The sequence below is a fragment of the Paenibacillus polysaccharolyticus genome, assembly GCF_023714295.1.
GTDB lineage: Bacteria > Bacillota > Bacilli > Paenibacillales > Paenibacillaceae > Paenibacillus > Paenibacillus polysaccharolyticus_A.
This window is the reverse complement of the sequence record NZ_JAMAUN010000002.1, coordinates 217,394-236,109: the sequence shown is the minus strand read 5'-3', so window position 1 is coordinate 236,109 and position 18,716 is coordinate 217,394. Positions and strand designations below refer to the sequence as shown.

The window sequence follows — 18,716 nt, the reverse complement described above, 5'->3', positions numbered from 1 at the left end:
GCGATAATAACCTTTTAACAGAGCCGGCCGGGCTAACCGGTTCGGCTTTAACCATGCCACGGGCATTTCGTGGTTTAATGTATTTATACGGAGCAGGGGAGTTGGTATATATATGACAATGGGTACGCACGATACAGATACAACCAAAAAAGACCGAGCAATATTGGTCAGTCTGGTTACCGATGAAGTGAAGCGTTCAGGGATTAATCATGAGTATTCATTACAGGAACTTGTGAAGCTGGCTGAAACGGCAGGCGTTGAAGTTCTCAGTGTATTAACCCAGAACCGGGAAACAAGGGATACGAAATGGTTTATTGGTAAAGGTAAAGTGGAAGAACTGCGTTTGGTTGCGGACGAGCTGGGAGCAACGACAGCTATTTTTGATCAGGAGTTGTCTGGTGCGCAGGTTCGAAATCTGGAAGAGACTTTGGATCTGAAGATCATTGACCGTACACAGCTGATTCTGGATATCTTTGCGCAACGTGCGAGTACACGAGAAGGAATCATTCAGGTCGAACTGGCGCAGCATAGCTACTTGTTACCGCGTTTGTCGGGGCATGGTAAAAACCTGTCACGACTTGGTGGCGGAATAGGAACAAGAGGTCCTGGTGAGAGCAAGCTGGAGACAGACCGTCGTCATATCCGAGGACGAATCGATGATCTAAAACGTCACCTCGAGGAAGTCACACGTCATCGTAAACTGCATAGAGAGCGTCGTAAAAAAACGGGGATTATTCAAGTTGCTTTAGTAGGTTACACGAATGCAGGTAAATCAACACTGCTGAAGCAGTTAACCGCTGCGGATGTATATATTCAGGATCAGCTTTTTGCTACACTCGACCCAACATCACGTACGATGGAATTGCCAAGTGGTAAAGAAATTGTACTGACGGACACCGTTGGTTTTATTCAGAACCTACCTCACGATCTGGTTGCGGCTTTCCGCGCGACACTGGAAGAAGTGAATGAGGCTGATCTGATTTTACATGTTGTAGACGCTTCATCCGAAATGCGTGACGATCAGATGAATACAGTTCATGCCATTCTGCAGCAACTTGGTGCAGGGGACAAGCCTCAGCTTGTGCTGTATAACAAAAAAGATGCCTGCACGCCAGAACAACTACAAATGCTTCCTTTGGATAAAAAACATATTAAAATAAGTGCACTTGATGAATTAGACTTGATCAAGGTTCGTGAATTGATTCAGGCTGAACTGACAGGTGACACGAAGCGGTTCCGAATCCCGGCAGAACGTGGGGATCTGACATCTGTACTCTACAAAATCGGTGATGTTGTAGGAACGGAATATGATGAGAATGACGTCATCTATCAAGTTGAGTTGCAAAAAGGTGAATATGAGAAATTTGCATATCTACTTGAAGATTTCATCGAACTGTAATATTCATGACATATTAATGTGATACGTTGACACGAGAATTGATTCGAATGCGTCAGTTCCGTGCTATAAAAGGGGAATGAAGCAAGATGGCAAGGTTTGATTCACATATTGTAGAACTGCAACATCAGGTGGAGCGTCAGATTGAAGGGCAGTTGCAACAAATTGATCGTATTGTTGATCACAATCAATGGAAGGTTATCGATGCTTTTCAACGCAGAAAAGTAAGTGATTTTCATTTTGCAGGCTCCACGGGGTATGCATATAACGATCGTGGGCGTGAGGTGCTCGATGAGGTATATGCGGATGTGTTTGGTGCAGAAGCTGCACTGGTGCGTCCTCATTTTGCCTCAGGAACACACACGATAAGTACCGCTCTGTTTGGCGTATTGCGTCCAGGAGACGAACTGTTGTACATCACGGGTAAGCCCTATGACACATTACATAAAGTAATTGGCAAGCCTGGTGACGGAACAGGATCTCTCCGTGATTTTGGGATTGGGTATGCTGAAACTGCACTGACAGAGGCAGGACAAGTAGATTGGGAAGCGGTGGAAAAATCTATTACTCCGGCAACGAAGGTTATAGGTATTCAGCGCTCTCGTGGCTACGACTGGCGTTCTTCGTTTACAATTGCACAGATTGCAGATATGGTGGCGCGTGTTAAAGTGTTGAAACCAGACGTTATCGTATTTGTGGATAATTGTTACGGCGAATTTACGGAGGAACGTGAACCTACAGAAGTAGGTGTGGACTTGATGGCAGGTTCGTTGATTAAAAATCCTGGTGGTGGGCTAGCAGAAACCGGAGGATACATATGTGGTAAAGAGAATTATGTACAACTGGCAGCATATCGTTTGACTGCACCTGGCATTGGTGGTGAGGTAGGGGCTATGCTGGGGACAACGCGAGGCATCTACCAAGGACTTTACATGGCTCCGACCATTGTAGGTCAAGCGATTAAAGGAAGTGTTTTTGCAGCGGCGATGTTTGCTGAATCCGGATTTGTGACCAAGCCTGCGTGGGATGAGCCGCGTACTGACTTGATCCAGGCGGTGCAATTCAGTTCAGCTGAGCATTTAATTGCTTTTGTACAAGGCATTCAGCAGGCAGCTGCTGTGGATAGCCATGTTGTTCCTGAGCCTTGGGATATGCCCGGTTATGAGCATCCTGTCATTATGGCGGCAGGTACGTTTATTCAAGGAGGAAGTTTGGAGTTATCCGCCGATGCGCCGATTCGAGAGCCTTTTATCGGTTATATGCAGGGGGGGTTAACGTACTCTCATGTTAAATATGGCGTTTTGATGGCATTACAAGCGATGAAAGATCGCAAATTATTGTGAGTTTATCTAACACGTCATTGACACTTTGTAACAACTAAATGTACAATAGGGTCAAGAATAGATGACTGGAAGGTTGATGAACATGGGCGACGAAATCCGCAGAAATATGGCCTTATTCCCGATCGGTATCGTAATGAAGCTTACCGACCTGTCCGCGAGACAGATTCGTTATTATGAGCAGCACAGCCTGATTGTTCCTGCAAGAACTTCAGGGAATCAGCGCTTGTTTTCCTTTAACGATGTTGAGAGATTACTAGAGATCAAAGCTCTCATTGAAAAGGGAGTTAACATTGCAGGCATTAAGCAAGTGATGAATCCAGTTTCAAAAGAGTCTGAAGAAGCTACGGTGATTACACCGGATACCGAAGTTAAGCGCAGAGAGCTGTCCGATACACAACTGCACCGTTTGCTGAAGCAACAGCTGGTGTCAGGCAAAAGGCCAGGTCAAGTTTCTCTTATCCAAGGTGAACTTTCTCGGTTTTTTAATAAAAAGTAATCGATTCACCTAACGAGGCGGGTAAGGTAAATTTCAAACTTCTGATGTCAGACTCCTTGACCCGTGGCACATTCTAATGTACAAATATAACATGCAAGCCAAATACGCAGATAAGAAAGGGAGAGGAATCATGAGTTATACAAAAGAAGACATTCTCCGCATCTCCAAAGAAGAAAACGTACGATTCGTTCGACTGCAATTCACCGACTTGCTGGGAGCGATTAAAAACGTTGAGATTCCTGTAAGCCAGTTAACGAAGGCTTTGGATAACAAAATGATGTTTGATGGTTCTTCCATTGAAGGTTATGTTCGTATCGAAGAGTCCGACATGTACCTCTATCCGGATCTTGACTCTTGGCTTATTTTCCCATGGGTATCCGATAATCGCGTCGCACGTTTGATCTGTGACGTATATCTGCCAGATGGCAACCCATTCCCAGGTGATCCACGTGGCATCTTGAAGCGAAACCTGAAGGAAGCCGAAGAAATGGGATTCACTTCCTTTAACGTCGGTCCTGAACCGGAATTCTTCTTGTTCAAAACGGATGAAAAAGGAAATCCAACGAATGAACTGAATGACCAAGGTGGTTATTTCGACCTTGCACCAACAGATCTTGGTGAAAACTGTCGTCGTGACATTGTTATTACGCTTGAAGAGATGGGCTTTGAGATCGAAGCTTCTCACCATGAGGTAGCTCCTGGTCAACACGAGATCGATTTCAAATATGCGGATGCATTGAAAGCGGCAGACCAGATTCAAACATTCAAACTCGTTGTTAAAACGATTGCACGTCAGCATGGATTACATGCTACATTTATGCCAAAACCATTGTTCGGTATGAACGGTTCCGGTATGCACTGTAACCAATCCTTGTTCCGTGGTAATGAGAACGCATTTGTTGACGAGTCGGACGAACTGGGACTGAGCAAAACTGCACGTCACTTCATGGCTGGAACGCTGAAGCATGCTCGTGCGTTTGCAGCAATCACGAACCCGACGGTGAACTCCTACAAACGTCTTGTGCCAGGTTACGAAGCACCGTGTTACGTAGCATGGTCTGCAAGTAACCGTAGCCCAATGATCCGTATCCCAGCTTCACGTGGTCTGAGTACTCGTGTTGAGGTGCGTAACCCAGATCCGGCTGCTAACCCTTACCTGGCTTTGGCTGTTTTATTGAAAGCAGGTCTGGACGGAATCAAACGCGAGCTTTCCTTGCCAGCTCCGATTGATCGCAATATCTACATCATGTCAGAAGAAGAGCGTGTGGAAGAAGGCATTCCTAGCTTGCCAGCTGACCTGAAAGAAGCATTGAACGAATTGATCCGCAGCGAAGTGATCTGTGATGCTCTCGGCGACCACGCCCTGGCTCACTTCTACGAGCTAAAAGAAATTGAGTGGGATATGTACCGCACACAAGTCCACCAATGGGAACGCGATCAATATATCACGTTGTATTAATGCCCGAATCCCTTGCGCCATCTGGCGTAAGGGGTTTTTCTTTTTTTGTGGGCAAATCATTCCTAGGTGAAATAAAATGAAAGTGCCCACAAAATGCCCGCATTAAATAAAATTCAGGAAAAATGCAAAATAGCGCTCTTTTATGAGAACGCTATTTTGCATTTAATTTACACTACTGTGAGCTTTCTAACAGTGCCTATGCTATTTTGTTAAACTCGAAACAGTGGAATTAAAATAAATTCACCGAGTTTGTATTAGTTCATTAATGAATTAATAACTCACATGAAACTTGAAAAGTATGATATAAGTACCATGATTTGCACTTGCAACAGTAAGCCCTGGTCGAATAGGGGTAACTAAAAAATCAGGGCCAATATCACAAGCGCCATCACTATAGATTACATCATAAGTGTAGCCGCTATACCATTGACCTGGTTGGCCTACTTTTAGGTAAATGTCTCGCTCAAAAAAAGCTTGAGGCGCTGTCACCTGAGAAATTTCCGATAGTGATGAAATCGTTGTTGAAATACCGACATCCGCAGCGAAGGAGGTAGAACCAATTGAAAAACATGCAGATACAGCCAATAAGCCAGCAAGTAATTTCTTCATCATTCAATCTTCGCTCCCTTTTATTATGATAATGAATTTATTCTAAAGGAGTAAATCATTCCATCTTAGTTACGTAACCCTCATAGTTTCCGTAATATAACCCGTTAGAATAGGTAGTAGATGTTAATGTTAGTCTTCCATACCAAACACCATCAGCATAAGTATAGGTCTGTGGAACATAACTCGCATTTCCATATTTATTGTTTACATCTGAATATCTCACATATTTCTGGGTTGCCTGAATCGTAATACTTTGTGAAGTTAACGAATCTTGAGAAGAAGGTGAAGCGGTGGCGAATGATGTTGGAACAGCGATGCTTGCTACAATAACAGTTAAAGCTCCAAATGAATACAATTTCTTCTTCATATAAATACCTCCTAAGATTTGTAATGCATTTATAAAACTTTACTCTCTAAAAATACCATATTTTTCAATGTAAAATAATGACATATGTAACATGGTTTACTAGATTTATTTTCAGATTACGTCCCTTATATACGGAGATAAAATAAGAGCCAAAAATAAGCTTTATCATTACATAAATTAGAGGAGATGATTTATTTTTTGTGCAGAAATATAAATAGTTATATCGTTGATAACTCTATAGGAATACGAAACTAAACTAATTAAAAATTTTCAGATTAAAAAAGGTGATAAATTCAACATATGAAAAATTTATAAAAGAGATTATGGAACAAACAATCAATGAAAATAACTAGGAACTATTCGTAATCATGACTCTCTTTGTCTTTTTACATATTTTTGTTTCAGATATATGTTGATAGTTTCATATATAAAAGATATAATTAATTTGATTTTATACAATATAATTTTTAAAAATTTATTGGAGATGATATTTTTGGAACAACAAGCGAAACAACTTGTAACTACACAACGTACGTTTTTTAATACTGGGCAGACTAAACCGGTGGAGTATCGGATTCAGGCTTTGCAAAACTTGAGAAAAGGGATTCAGAAGTACCAACAGCGCATTTTGGATGCGCTCCGTGCTGATCTTAATAAATCAGAGGCAGAAGGATATGGCTCGGAGATTCGCATAGTACTGGGTGAGCTGGATTATACGCTGGAACATCTGCGTGAGTGGGCTGCGCCACGTAACGTTCCAACGAGCTCGGCAATCCCGGACGCGGTTAGTACGATTTACCCTGAGCCTTATGGAGTTGCTCTGATTATTGCGCCTTGGAATTATCCGTTTCAACTGGCATTTGGGCCGCTGATCGGTGCGATTGCGGCAGGGAACTGTGCAGTTATCAAACCTTCTGAGCTTACGCCAGCTACATCTCGTTTGATCTACGATCTCATCCATGAAACATATCCTGAGGAGTACATTGCTGTTATGGAAGGGGAGGTTGAAACGAGTACAGCACTGCTCAATGAGAAATTTGATTATATTTTCTTCACTGGTAGTACTGGGGTTGGTCGTATAGTAATGAAAGCTGCAGCAGAGCACTTAACTCCAGTGACGCTAGAGTTAGGCGGTAAAAGTCCGGCGATTGTGCATCAGGATGCTGATCTGAAACTGGCAGCACAACGTCTTGTGCGTGGTAAATTTCTGAATGCAGGTCAGACCTGTGTTGCACCGGACTATTTATTAGTAGATGAACAGGTACGTGATCAACTAATTAAGGAAATCAGAGCGGAGGTTCGTGATAAATTTGGGGATGATGTAATGCAAAATAAAGATTTTCCCCATATTGTTAACGCACGTAACTTTGATCGTTTGTCCGCTTTCCTCACGAATGGCAAGAATTTAATGGGAGGGCGTTCCAATCGGGATCAGCTTATGATTGAACCGACCATTCTAGGCGATATTGATTGGGATTCACCAGTAATGCAGGAAGAGATCTTTGGACCTATTCTTCCGGTATTTACGTATGGTGAGCTGGATCCAATGCTCGATGAAATTGTTCGTCGGCCTAAACCACTCGCTTTGTATTTATTTACTGAGAATGAAACTTTACAGGAGCAGGTATTGAATAAGGTTTCTTTTGGTGGAGGCTGTATTAATGAGACTCTATCTCATATGACCTCGCATTATTTGCCATTTGGTGGTGTGGGAGAGAGCGGCATGGGGTCTTACCATGGAAAACAAAGTTTTGAAGTATTCTCACATCACAAGAGCATTCTGAAACGTACCAAATAAATTCTAGTTTAGCGCATATTTTTAATAGAGTGATATATTAGTATGTGCTATGCTCCATCTATTAAATCAAAAGAAAGAGGTTGTCCTGTTGATCAGGGCAACCTCTTTCGAATTCTATCGGGTATAACGTATGAACAATTTAATAAATCAATATGCATTAATGAATATCGCGGAAAAGACCAATGACCTTACCCAAAATACTAACGTGTTTCAGCCGTAACGGTTCAAAGGTAGCATTTTCCGGTTGAAGGCGAATATGATCTTTTTCTTTATAAAAGGTCTTCACTGTTGCTTCATCGTCCTCAGTCATGGCCACGACAATGTCACCATTGTCAGCAGTTTGTTGCTGACGCACGATTACATAATCTCCATTAACAATACCGGCTTCAATCATACTGTCCCCGACAACGGAAAGCATAAACACTTTTTGTTCTCCCACATAGTGTGTAGGAAGTGGGAAGTAGTCTTCAATATTTTCTGTTGCCGTAATCGGCACACCAGCTGTAACTTTACCCACGACCGGTATTCGTGCAACGCTGTGGGCGAACTGATGAGAATGCTCAGACTCTTCCTGGCTTAACAATTCAATCGCTCTTGGTTTGGTTGGGTCACGTCTAATTAACCCTTTCTTCTCCAAACGATCCAAGTGTCCATGCACTGTGGAACTGGAAGCCAGTCCAACGGCTTCGCCAATCTCTCTTACGGAAGGAGGATACCCCTTCAAACGGACTTCATTTCGTATAAACTCCAGGATAGCCTGTTGCCTGCTGGATATCTTCGACATACCGTATCAACCCCATTTTAGTAACGTTTGGGAAAATTATAACATAGAACCTCCGTTCGTACAAACATAAGTTCTAAAGAAATCGTAATATTTCAATATTTTTCGTGTCTAACCCATTAATTTGTTGAAAAAGAGGGTCTGAGTGGTTTTATGAGAACTATCGATTTGGATAAGAGACGTTCTATCTTTTTGAAAAAAAGCGAACAATTGTTCTAAAAAGATCTTGAACAAAACAAACGTTCGTGTTATATTGATTCCAAGAGATAGGAACAAACGTTTGGAGGCGGATCGAATGAGATATTCTACGTATCAGAGCATTTATGAACCAGTAAATTCAGAATCTGTTAAGTCTAACATAGGGCAATTCAGAACGTTCATGGCACGTTTTAATTTTTCTAAGGGATTAATTAAACTGGTGATTGCTTCATTAATTATATTTATTGGATGCAGTACGGTTCTAACTGTCTTTGCCGGTAACGAGAATGGTTTATTACCTGGAGGAAAGATTGTTATATCCCAGGGAGAAACGTTGTGGAGTATATCGTTGGAGCATAAACCAACAGCGATGGATACACGTGTATATATAGAAGCAATCAAAAAAGTAAACCAACTTGAATCAGCAACAATCCAGACAGGACAAGTTCTAATATTACCTCAGTTTACGAAATAAAATGCTGATCACCTTGGGTTATTGCGTGCCAACTTGACAAGCTGCCTTTATCATGTCAAAGTTAATATGACTTTGTATTTTTGGAGGGGACAAGCTTGGATATAGATAGTCTGGTAGCACGTATTAACGAATTGGCTCGCAAGCAGAAATCCACTGGACTGTCAGAGGAAGAACTTGTTGAACGTGCCAAATTAAGAGAGGTTTATCTGGGAAACATTCGTAACAACTTCAGACAGCAACTCGATTCAATTGAGATTGTTGACGATGACAAAGGGCAAGGCCACCAAGGCAAACTCAAACATTAATTTATGAAACCTAAACATATCGTTATGATATTTAGGTTTCTTCATGTTATCTGAGGATGCTTACTATAAGGGGGAATATCGGTTTGCAATATATTTATGTAAGCCGATACAAGACACATAAGGGGGATTCACATGTCGCGGCGTTCGTTCGAGAGAACGGTTCGGAAAAATTCGAAGCAATTGAATCAGCAACGTAAAAAGAGCGGTCAACCAATCACAGGAAATCCAGGTGAGGATATTTATAAAGGCAGAAGCCTTTTGTTCCCCATTTTTTTAATTGGTTTGGCGTTTTTGTATCTGTTCATGAGTACTTTTTTAGTACAAAAACCGATGACAACCTGGGACTGGGTCACCATGCTACTCTATGTATTTTTGGCCGTCATTTTTATGCTTCGCCGTCCTTACGTTAAAATCAGCAGCAATCGGATCATTACAACGAAGGGGAATCGTGAGAGATCCATCGGGGTTGACGATATTATCAAGTTCCGATTTGAGCCAGGAACTGTTGTTATTGAACACAATAGTCGTGGGAAAAGATGGGTTTTCACCAAGTTGTTAAATCGTTACGATACAGAGGCAATCACTGAGCGATTGCTGAAATTTGCAAAAGCACATCAAATTACCGTAGAAACGATTGATAAGTAATTAACGTGTAAAGGGGCAGATGATCGGAATGGCGCTGAAAGCGATTATGTTTGACCTGGATGATACTTTATTATGGGACGAACGGAGTGTTCGAGAAGCCTTTCATGAAACTTGTCTAATTGCGGCAGCAGAAACAGGAGTTAATGCTGAGGCACTGGAAGAGGCTGTTCGTAACGAAGCACGTGAACTATACGAATCTTACGAAACGTTCCCTTTTACCAAAATGATTGGAATTAATCCTTTCGAAGGACTCTGGGCGAACTTCACGGGTGGAGAACAACCGGAGTTTCGTCAGCTTGAACAACTGGCTCCAATTTATCGTAAAGAATCTTGGCGCCGTGGTTTACTAAAGCTGGGTGTAGATCAAAAAGTGCTTGCAGAGCGCTTGGCCTCGCAGTTTGGAGCAGAACGTAGATCGAGACCTCATATTTATGAAGAAACGATGGAAACATTGCGTCATCTGCAAGGAAAGTACAAATTGTTGCTTTTGACTAATGGGTGTCCTGCTTTACAGCAAGAGAAACTTGATGGCGTTCCGGAGTTATCTCCTTTCTTTGATGAGATTATTATCTCTGGCAGCTTCGGGAAAGGTAAGCCCGATCCGTCCATTTTTGAGCACGCTCTAAGCAGACTAGGTGTGAAGCCAGAAGAAAGCATGATGGTTGGCGATAAGTTAACAACAGATATTCGTGGTGCGCTGTCTTCAGGTATTCGTGCAGTATGGATAAACCGGGAGAACAAAACGAACAATGAAAGTTACTCGCCCGATCATGAAATCAAATCTTTGTCTGAAATAGAAGGTTTAATTGCTAATTTTTAAATCTGTGCCTGATTTGAAACAATTTTTCAAGCAATCTTTACTAACAACGATAGTTATCGTTGTTAGTGAAGATTGCTTTTGTTTTACCATAAAATGGTTTTATTTAATTTTATGTATATTCTGACATGGAAAATTTTGTTGAAAAATATCTCCAAAAAGATTAACATATAATTGCCAAAAGAGAACTCGAAGGGAGGCATTACAACTGACTGTTTATATGTTAAGGATTTAGAGCTATCTTATAAAATTCCTATTCTTCAAAGGATCTATGATTGCCTCCGCGTTGACCACGAGAAAAATTATGTGCAATTAAATTACAATGGCACTTAGTAGATCAGTATTTAATGATCTTACCTTCACACTTCTGATCTCGTAACTGAGCACTCATTCTTTGATTGGAGGCAAATTTGATATGGATAATGTGGTATCTCTTCCCGATTTCGAATATTTCAAAGGCATGAAAAAGATGTTTCCCCAAAGCGACTATCCCTTCTTAAATTGTAGCTATAATTCCCTATTAACGATAGCTGATTATTATCATAAAGATACATTTTCAATCATTAATAATTTCGTAACTATTTACCGATTTGATAAAAACAAGATCAAAGATCGCGGATTTTTCAAATTGGAAGTAGTTAATTTTAAAATTTTAGATGAAGTATTAGCCGAGATTGGTATTACTGTGAATCCTATGCTACCTGATACGGAAAATTTACAATCACAAATCAGAACATCTCTTGCAAAAGGAAATCCAGTTGCAATTTATATTGATTTATATTATCAGAGAGGACGGGAATTGTACTATTTTAAACAACATGGGCCGCACCCTGTTTTAGTTTATGGATTTAATTCATCAACGAATGAGGTTTATATTATTGATGACATAACGGAGTATAAAAAGTACACAGTACCGTTTGAGGAAATCAGACAAGCTTGCATGAGTGAATATATAGAGGGAAATCAGCCTCGTTTTTTGGAATTCACACTCAATTCTACCTATACGGATGCTGGGAATATTGAAGAAATATATAAGGAAAGTTTCAACAAGTATAAACATGTTATGCTAAACTATAAGAGTGAGATAATGGAAGGATTACAAAGTATAGAATCGTTAGCTGAGCACTATGAAGACATCATAAAAAATGAAGACATCATTGAAACGTTAAGTAGTACCATTTATAGAAAATGTTCCGAAAAGTACAGATTAGCAGTTCTTTTTCTCCATAATCCTGAGATTGCCGAGAAAGCAGACGAAGTAATCAATACTCTATTGGATGGAATTATTGACGATTGGACAAATCTAAGAGCAATCTCTACTAAAGCAGTATATTCTCAAAGATTTAATCATGAAAGCGTTCTCAAATGTGTTCGAATCCTTCATGCTATACATCAAAAAGAAATGCTTTTTACAGAACGATTATTCCAATTAATCGAAGAAACAAAATAAGCTTAAAACATTTCAAATCCTTTTCTGCTTGGCTAAATCGCACCTTCAAAAGCGGCATTGGGATAAACCTGAACTTTGGTTTATCTGGTGAAGACTTTTATGGGTGCTTTTTACGTTTTATCAGAGGAATTACAGAAAAAATAGGTAGAACACAAACAAACGGAACGAAGCCAGCTCTGTTCGTCCCGTTTTAAGTACAGAAGCATTAGATCAATGTATTAGGCGTTTTTGATAAACGTTGGATCAGGGTACGGATCGGCGATCCAGCCATCTTTTTCGATGAACAGTCGAACCGCAATAATTTGTTTGTTCTCCATTAAAGTAAAGAAATGTGGTGTATTTTCAGGAACGGAAATGACGTCACCTGGAGATAATTCTACATTAAAGTAACCTGTATCATCGGTTGCTTTAATAACAAAGATACCTTTACCCGCAACAATTGCACGGATTTCATCTTCCGCATGCGTATGGATTTCTTCAAACTTGGCCAGTTTCTCTTCGATGTCTGGTGTTTGCTCGGAAAGAGTGATGACATCCCAGATTTGATAACCGCGACGTGCTGCCAGGTCTTTGATCTCGTAATCGAAAGTTTCTAATACTTCTTGTTTTTGATCATCCGTTAAACCGAAGTTGTTTTGCAGTTCAGTGTTTAATTTGGAAGCGTCCCACTTCTCATATAATACATCATATTTGTTCAAGAAATTTCGAACGTTCTCGTCTCCAGTGATTCGTTCGTTCGTATTTCGGATAACAATTTCAGCCATGCGCTTTCCCTCTTTTCCACTTGGATTAAGTGATATTATATCGGATTGCTCAAAATTTGTCGATTCACATTTCTGCTTCATTCCTGCAAATTCGAGACCTTTCGGGAGCAAAACCGATCTTTCACATTAAGTAAGTTTCTGTTAAACTAAGATTTAACGTTTTGCGGGGGTGAAGATATTGGATAAGCTTAGTCTACACGATGCAATAAAACAACGAATATTAATCCTCGACGGCGCAATGGGGACAATGATTCAACAAGTGGATCTGACCAGCGAAGATTTTGGCGGCGATGATCTGGATGGATGTAATGAAATGTTGGTGCTTACCCGTCCAGACTTGATCCAACGTATTCATGAAGATTATCTGGAAGCTGGTGCCGATTTAATTGAGACCAATACATTCGGTGCAACTTCAGTTGTTCTTGCTGAATACGATATTCAAGATCGTGCACGTGAAATAAATCTCGAAGCAGCCAGAATTGCCAAAGCTGCGGTAGAGCGTTTTTCCACACCGGAGTCACCACGATATGTGGTCGGAGCGATGGGACCAACAACCAAAACGCTGTCTGTGACTGGCGGGGTGACATTCCAAGAGCTGGTGGACAGTTATTTCGAGCAGGCCCTCGCTTTAATAGAGGGAGGCGTTGATGCGCTACTGCTTGAAACCTCACAGGATACTCTTAATGTCAAAGCAGGTAGTATTGGCATTCAGCAAGCGTTCGATCAAAGCGGTATTAAGCTGCCTCTTATGATCTCAGGAACCATTGAACCGATGGGTACGACCTTAGCTGGTCAAAACATTGAATCTTTTTATATATCCCTAGAACACCTTAACCCAATTTCGGTTGGACTAAACTGTGCGACAGGTCCGGAGTTCATGCGTGACCATATTCGATCTCTGTCCGGCATGGCATCTGTAGCTGTAAGTTGTTATCCAAACGCAGGTCTGCCTGACGAGAATGGTAACTATCACGAATCACCAGATTCACTTGCGCAGAAGATCGGCGCTTTTGCAGAACAGGGTTGGTTAAACATTGCAGGTGGATGCTGCGGCACCACGCCAGCACATATCCGGGCCATGCGTGATACACTCGCCAAGTACCCCCCAAGAGAATTGAACGGAACACATCCGCCTGCATTGTCGGGAATTGAACCGGTATATGTCGAACAGGATAATCGTCCATATATGGTTGGTGAGCGCACCAACGTGCTAGGTTCACGTAAATTCAAAAGGCTAATTGTCGAGGGCAAGTACGAAGAGGCTTCCGAAATTGCCCGGGCTCAAGTGAAAAACGGAGCACATATCGTTGACGTCTGCGTACAGGATCCTGACCGTGAGGAAACGGAGGATATGATCAAGTTCCTTGAACTTGTGGTCAAAAAGGTCAAGGTTCCGCTGATGATTGACACGACAGATGCTTCGGTTATCGACACGGCGCTTCAATATTCTCAAGGGAAGGCGATTATTAACTCCATTAACCTTGAGGATGGCGAAGAGAAATTTGAAATGGTAACACCTTTGTTGCATAAATATGGCGGAGCGGTAGTTGTCGGAACGATTGACGAGCGTGGTCAGGCGATCAGCCGCGAGGACAAGCTTGAAGTAGCCAAACGTTCCTATGATTTACTAGTTAACAAATACGGGCTGAAGCCAGAAGACCTTATTTTTGATACACTGGTCTTTCCGGTAGGTACAGGGGATGAGCAGTACATCGGATCTGCGAAAGAAACGATTGAAGGTATACGTATCATTAAAGAAGCGTTACCTCAGTGTCATACGATTCTAGGTATTAGTAACATTTCCTTTGGTCTGCCTGAAGCAGGCCGTGAAGTGTTAAACTCTGTTTTCCTGTACGAATGTACCAAAGCAGGTCTGGATTATGCCATCGTGAATACCGAGAAGCTGGAACGGTACGCGTCCATTCCAGAAGAAGAACGCAGACTCTCGGAAGAGCTTTTATATAATACAAACGATGATACGCTGGCTGCCTTCGTAGCGGCATTCCGTAACAAAAAGGTAGAGAAGAAAGAAAAAATCTCGAACCTTTCATTAGAAGAACGTCTCGCATCTTATGTGGTTGAAGGAAGCAAAGAGGGTTTGTTGCCCGATCTGGAGCAAGCTCTAGCCAAATATACAGCGCTTGAAGTCATCAACGGTCCGTTGATGCGCGGCATGGAAGAAGTCGGGCGTCTCTTTAACAACAATGAGTTAATTGTAGCGGAGGTTCTTCAGAGTGCAGAAGTGATGAAGGCTTCCGTCGCTTATTTGGAGCAGTTCATGGAGAAGAACGAAACTTCTGTCAAAGGAAAGATCATTCTCGCTACCGTTAAAGGGGACGTACATGATATCGGTAAAAACCTGGTGGAGATCATCTTGTCCAACAACGGTTACCGGATCATTAATTTGGGTATAAAAGTACCACCAGAGCGTATTATTGAAGCCTATAGGGAAGAAAAGGTGGATGCCATCGGCCTCTCAGGTTTGCTCGTTAAGTCTGCTCAACAGATGATTCTTACCGCTCAGGATCTGCGCACTGCAGGCATTGATGTGCCAATTATGGTAGGTGGAGCGGCATTGACTCGTAAGTTTACCAAAAACCGAATTCGTCCTGAATATAACGGGATGGTAGTCTATGCGAAGGATGCAATGGATGGTTTGGATCTGGCCAATAAGCTGATGAATCCTGTGACACGGGAAGCCATGCAAGCAGAGATGGATGCGGAAAAAGAAGCCGATGCTTCCAATGCGGGAGAGGTTCAAGCACTACCTGAGTTAACCCGGGTAGAACGCTCGGCCATTTCAGCTGATCATCCTGTGCTTGTACCACCTGATTTAGATCGTCATACATTGCGGAATTACCCGTTATCACACATCCTGCCTTATGTGAACATGCAGATGCTGCTCGGGCATCATTTGGGACTTCGTGGTTCAGTAGAGCAATTGCTCGCTGCGGGTGATCAGAAGGCAACCGATTTGAAAGCGGTCGTCGATGGCATTATGCAGGAAGCGGTTCGTGACGGAATCATTCAGGCTCATGCGATGTATCGTTTCTTCCCGGCGCAGTCGAGCGGCAATAGCGTCATCATTTATGATCCGCAAAATACGAGCAACATCCTGCATACCTTTACGTTCCCACGTCAGAAGGTGGAGCCGTTCCTGTGTTTGTCCGACTTCCTGAAGCCGGTTGAATCCGGTGAAATGGATTATGTGGGCTTCCTCGTTGTCACTGCGGGACATGGTGTGCGCGAGCTTTCAACGGCATGGAAAGATCAAGGGGATTATCTACGTTCACATGCGTTGCAGTCTGTAGCACTGGAAGTGGCGGAAGGACTGGCCGAACGTGTGCATCATATGATGAGGGACATCTGGGGCTTCCCGGACCCGGCTGATATGACGATGAAACAGCGTCATGGGGCACGTTATCAGGGTATTCGAGTATCCTTTGGATATCCGGCTTGTCCGGATCTGGAGGATCAGGGCCCGTTATTCAAGCTGATGCAGCCTGAGGATATCGGAGTAGAGTTGACGGAAGGTTTCATGATGGAACCTGAGGCGTCGGTATCCGCGATGGTATTTAGTCATCCGCAGGCCAAATATTTTAACGTCGAAAAAGCATAAATTGATAAGTTGTTCAGGCAAGCCCTCCGCATGGTCGGAGGTTTTTTGCTGGCAACAGAAAGAGGTGCGATCCAGAATGGAACTATATTTCCTGGGAACTAATGCTGGTGTACCTACGCTGCAACGGAATGTAACGTCCATTGGACTACGCATGTTGGATGAGCGCAGAGCGCTGTGGTTGTTTGACTGCGGGGAAGGGACACAGCATCAGATTTTAAGTTCTCCGCTTAAACTAAGCAAATTGGAAAAAATATTTATTACCCATCTGCATGGTGACCATGTGTTTGGATTACCTGGCTTGCTGTCCAGCAGAGCGTATCAGGGTGGAACGACTCCGCTTACGGTGTATGGACCGCCAGGGACGGAGCGTATGATTGCAACAACGATGGAGATTAGCCAATCTCGTCTGAATTATGATTTGAATATTGTGGAGCATACTGGCGGTGTTCTGTTTGAAGATGACAGCTTTACTGTAGAGTCTGCCTTACTTGAACATCGTATCGACAGTTACGGGTATCGGATTACCGAGAAAGATCGCCCTGGTAGTCTCGATTCGGCTAAATTAGCAGCTTACGGTCTGAAACCAGGCCCGTTGTTCGGGCGGTTAAAGCGCGGAGAGACGATTACATTAGACAGTGGTGAAACAGTACGTCCTGAGGATGTTTTGGGATCGCCGAAACGCGGAATGGTGATTACGATTCTGGGGGATACACGTCCTTGCGAAAACGTGAAGCCTCTGGCTCAGGACGCTGACGTTCTTGTTCATGAAGCGACGTTTATGCACGATCTGGCCGATACAGCTCATGAGTACTATCATAGTACGTCCAGACAAGCGGCAGAAGCGGCCCTAGCGGCGAATGTGGGTCAACTCATTATGACTCACTTCAGCTCCCGATATAAGGATGAGGAACAACTTCAGCCACTACTCGAAGAAGCGATGAGCATCTTTCCGAACACAAGGCTTGCGAGCGAGCACCAACTGATTCCTGTGGTTCATGGGAAAGGCCATTCCTCGCAATAAAGCAAAAAGCTTGATTCAGGACGCAGGCCATATTAACAACCGGCGAGTGAGACGGGACTGAGGGGAAATATTCCCGAGGTCCCTTTTGCAATCTGTTCAAAAACCGTGTAGGATGGGCAATATGAGCAGGGAAATATTCTGAATTATTTTCCGGGAAAGCGCAGGAAATGACAAGCTTGTACAGAAGGCGCGCGAGTCAAACCGTCCGTGTTCGATCCAGTTCGACTTGTTGTGTGCTTCTTTCTTATGAGGCTGAACCATCCTACATGCTTGAATACATAGTATAAAGGTTTGTTTGCATCGCCTAATTTTGTTAAGGGGATGAAATGTTAACAGAATGAAGAAAGGAAGTGCAATGTATGATTAAGGCCTATCTGATCGATCTGGATGGTACGTTGTATCATGGCAGGCATCGTATTGATGGAGCCGATGAGCTCATTCGCACGTTGCGAAAGCAGGGGGTACCTTATTTGTTCGTTACCAATAATTCTTCCCGTACACCTCAAGGTGTAGCCGATCATTTGAATGGCATGGGGATAGAAGCGGATGCTTCCGAGGTATGCACCTCTGCGGTGGCCGCGGCTGAATACGTTGCCTCAGATTCTCCCGGCGCGAAGGTGGCATGTATTGGGGAACGCGGGCTAGTACACGCCATTGAAGAAGCGGGTTTAATTCTGACGGAGGCTGAGCCAGATGTTGTCATTCAAGGTATTGACCGTGATTTTTCCTATCAAACATTAACAAAAGCACTCCGCTGGATCAATGGGGGAGCTACGTTTATTATGACTAACCCGGATCTTCAACTTCCCGCTGATGATGGATTAACGCCCGGTGCGGGTACGATTGGAGCTGCCATCGAGGCAGCGACGGGCGTGCAACCAACGGTGATCGGCAAACCTTCAAGCATTATTATGAGATCAGCCATCCGTCGGCTGAATTTGAAGGCGGAAGAAGTGGCTGTTATCGGAGATAATATGCGCACGGATATTGCTGCAGGCGTGGCAGCAGGTTGTGAAACGATACTTGTTCTGACAGGTATTACTACACATGAAAATATGGATGGACATATTCAGGCCGTGAAAGCACGTCCAGATCATGTTTTTGAAGATTTGCATACACTGACTGCATGGTTAGTCGAAAAGGCTGAACATGTTTCCAAGAAGGAGTAGATAA

The 18,716-nt window shown here is 42.9% G+C and carries 17 protein-coding genes; 13 read left to right on the top strand and 4 right to left on the bottom strand.

What is annotated here, in order from left to right; genetic code table 11:
- The first annotated feature begins 112 nt into the window (after window positions 1–112).
- From hflX to glnA, 4 genes are all read left to right on the top strand, one after another.
- A complete protein-coding gene (hflX, locus tag M3629_RS09785) occupies window positions 113–1,399 on the top strand; it encodes a GTPase HflX (RefSeq protein ID WP_251505267.1) in 1,287 nt (428 codons plus the stop codon).
- 86 nt (window positions 1,400–1,485) lie between these two features.
- The gene (locus M3629_RS09780) at window positions 1,486–2,739 is read left to right on the top strand and encodes an aminotransferase class I/II-fold pyridoxal phosphate-dependent enzyme (protein ID WP_251505264.1); all 1,254 of its coding nucleotides are present in this window, start codon (window positions 1,486–1,488) and stop codon (window positions 2,737–2,739) included.
- 82 nt (window positions 2,740–2,821) lie between these two features.
- Window positions 2,822–3,235 carry a MerR family transcriptional regulator gene (locus M3629_RS09775; RefSeq protein ID WP_056689944.1) on the top strand — a complete coding sequence of 138 codons (414 nt, stop codon included), beginning with the start codon at window positions 2,822–2,824 and terminating at the stop codon, window positions 3,233–3,235.
- A gap of 130 nt (window positions 3,236–3,365) precedes the next feature.
- On the top strand, window positions 3,366–4,694 hold the full coding sequence (glnA, locus tag M3629_RS09770) for a type I glutamate--ammonia ligase (protein ID WP_090916813.1): 1,329 nt from the start codon (window positions 3,366–3,368) through the stop codon (window positions 4,692–4,694).
- 270 nt (window positions 4,695–4,964) lie between these two features.
- Here the strand turns inward: glnA and M3629_RS09765 are convergent, their stop codons facing one another.
- On the bottom strand, window positions 4,965–5,306 hold the full coding sequence (locus tag M3629_RS09765) for a hypothetical protein (RefSeq protein WP_251505260.1): 342 nt from the start codon (window positions 5,304–5,306) through the stop codon (window positions 4,965–4,967).
- Window positions 5,307–5,358: 52 nt separating this feature from the next.
- The gene (locus M3629_RS09760; RefSeq protein WP_251505257.1) at window positions 5,359–5,670 is read right to left on the bottom strand and encodes a hypothetical protein; all 312 of its coding nucleotides are present in this window, start codon (window positions 5,668–5,670) and stop codon (window positions 5,359–5,361) included.
- Between the two features lie 484 nt (window positions 5,671–6,154).
- Between M3629_RS09760 and M3629_RS09755 the strand changes: the two genes are divergently transcribed.
- Window positions 6,155–7,468 (top strand): aldehyde dehydrogenase, encoded by a 1,314-nt coding sequence (locus tag M3629_RS09755; protein WP_435368204.1) that lies wholly within the window; start codon window positions 6,155–6,157, stop codon window positions 7,466–7,468.
- A 157-nt stretch (window positions 7,469–7,625) separates the two neighbouring features.
- Here the strand turns inward: M3629_RS09755 and lexA are convergent, their stop codons facing one another.
- Entirely contained in the window at window positions 7,626–8,252 is a 627-nt protein-coding gene (lexA, locus tag M3629_RS09750; protein WP_056689962.1) for a transcriptional repressor LexA, read from the bottom strand.
- Between the two features lie 292 nt (window positions 8,253–8,544).
- Here lexA and M3629_RS09745 point away from each other — a divergent pair, with 292 nt between their 5' ends.
- The 5 genes from M3629_RS09745 to M3629_RS09725 all read left to right on the top strand — a co-directional run bounded on the left by M3629_RS09745 (window position 8,545) and on the right by M3629_RS09725 (window position 12,139).
- Complete coding sequence (locus M3629_RS09745; protein ID WP_251505251.1) at window positions 8,545–8,922, top strand: LysM peptidoglycan-binding domain-containing protein; 378 nt, start codon at window positions 8,545–8,547, stop codon at window positions 8,920–8,922.
- A gap of 95 nt (window positions 8,923–9,017) precedes the next feature.
- Window positions 9,018–9,227: a DUF896 domain-containing protein gene (locus tag M3629_RS09740; RefSeq protein ID WP_251505248.1), complete on the top strand. Its 210-nt coding sequence runs from the start codon at window positions 9,018–9,020 to the stop codon at window positions 9,225–9,227.
- Between the two features lie 132 nt (window positions 9,228–9,359).
- Window positions 9,360–9,872 carry a hypothetical protein gene (locus M3629_RS09735; RefSeq protein ID WP_251505246.1) on the top strand — a complete coding sequence of 171 codons (513 nt, stop codon included), beginning with the start codon at window positions 9,360–9,362 and terminating at the stop codon, window positions 9,870–9,872.
- 28 nt (window positions 9,873–9,900) lie between these two features.
- A complete protein-coding gene (locus tag M3629_RS09730) occupies window positions 9,901–10,692 on the top strand; it encodes an HAD family hydrolase (protein WP_251505244.1) in 792 nt (263 codons plus the stop codon).
- A 412-nt stretch (window positions 10,693–11,104) separates the two neighbouring features.
- Window positions 11,105–12,139: a BtrH N-terminal domain-containing protein gene (locus M3629_RS09725; protein WP_251505241.1), complete on the top strand. Its 1,035-nt coding sequence runs from the start codon at window positions 11,105–11,107 to the stop codon at window positions 12,137–12,139.
- Between the two features lie 218 nt (window positions 12,140–12,357).
- On the opposite strand, the gene M3629_RS09720 is transcribed toward M3629_RS09725, so the two are convergent.
- Complete coding sequence (locus M3629_RS09720) at window positions 12,358–12,903, bottom strand: cupin domain-containing protein (protein ID WP_090916759.1); 546 nt, start codon at window positions 12,901–12,903, stop codon at window positions 12,358–12,360.
- 238 nt (window positions 12,904–13,141) lie between these two features.
- Here M3629_RS09720 and metH point away from each other — a divergent pair, with 238 nt between their 5' ends.
- From metH to M3629_RS09705, 3 genes are all read left to right on the top strand, one after another.
- On the top strand, window positions 13,142–16,522 hold the full coding sequence (gene metH / locus M3629_RS09715; RefSeq protein WP_435368207.1) for a methionine synthase: 3,381 nt from the start codon (window positions 13,142–13,144) through the stop codon (window positions 16,520–16,522).
- Between the two features lie 76 nt (window positions 16,523–16,598).
- The gene (gene rnz / locus M3629_RS09710) at window positions 16,599–17,543 is read left to right on the top strand and encodes a ribonuclease Z (protein ID WP_251505235.1); all 945 of its coding nucleotides are present in this window, start codon (window positions 16,599–16,601) and stop codon (window positions 17,541–17,543) included.
- Between the two features lie 359 nt (window positions 17,544–17,902).
- Window positions 17,903–18,712 (top strand): TIGR01457 family HAD-type hydrolase, encoded by an 810-nt coding sequence (locus M3629_RS09705; protein ID WP_251505232.1) that lies wholly within the window; start codon window positions 17,903–17,905, stop codon window positions 18,710–18,712.
- Window positions 18,713–18,716: the final 4 nt, after the last annotated feature.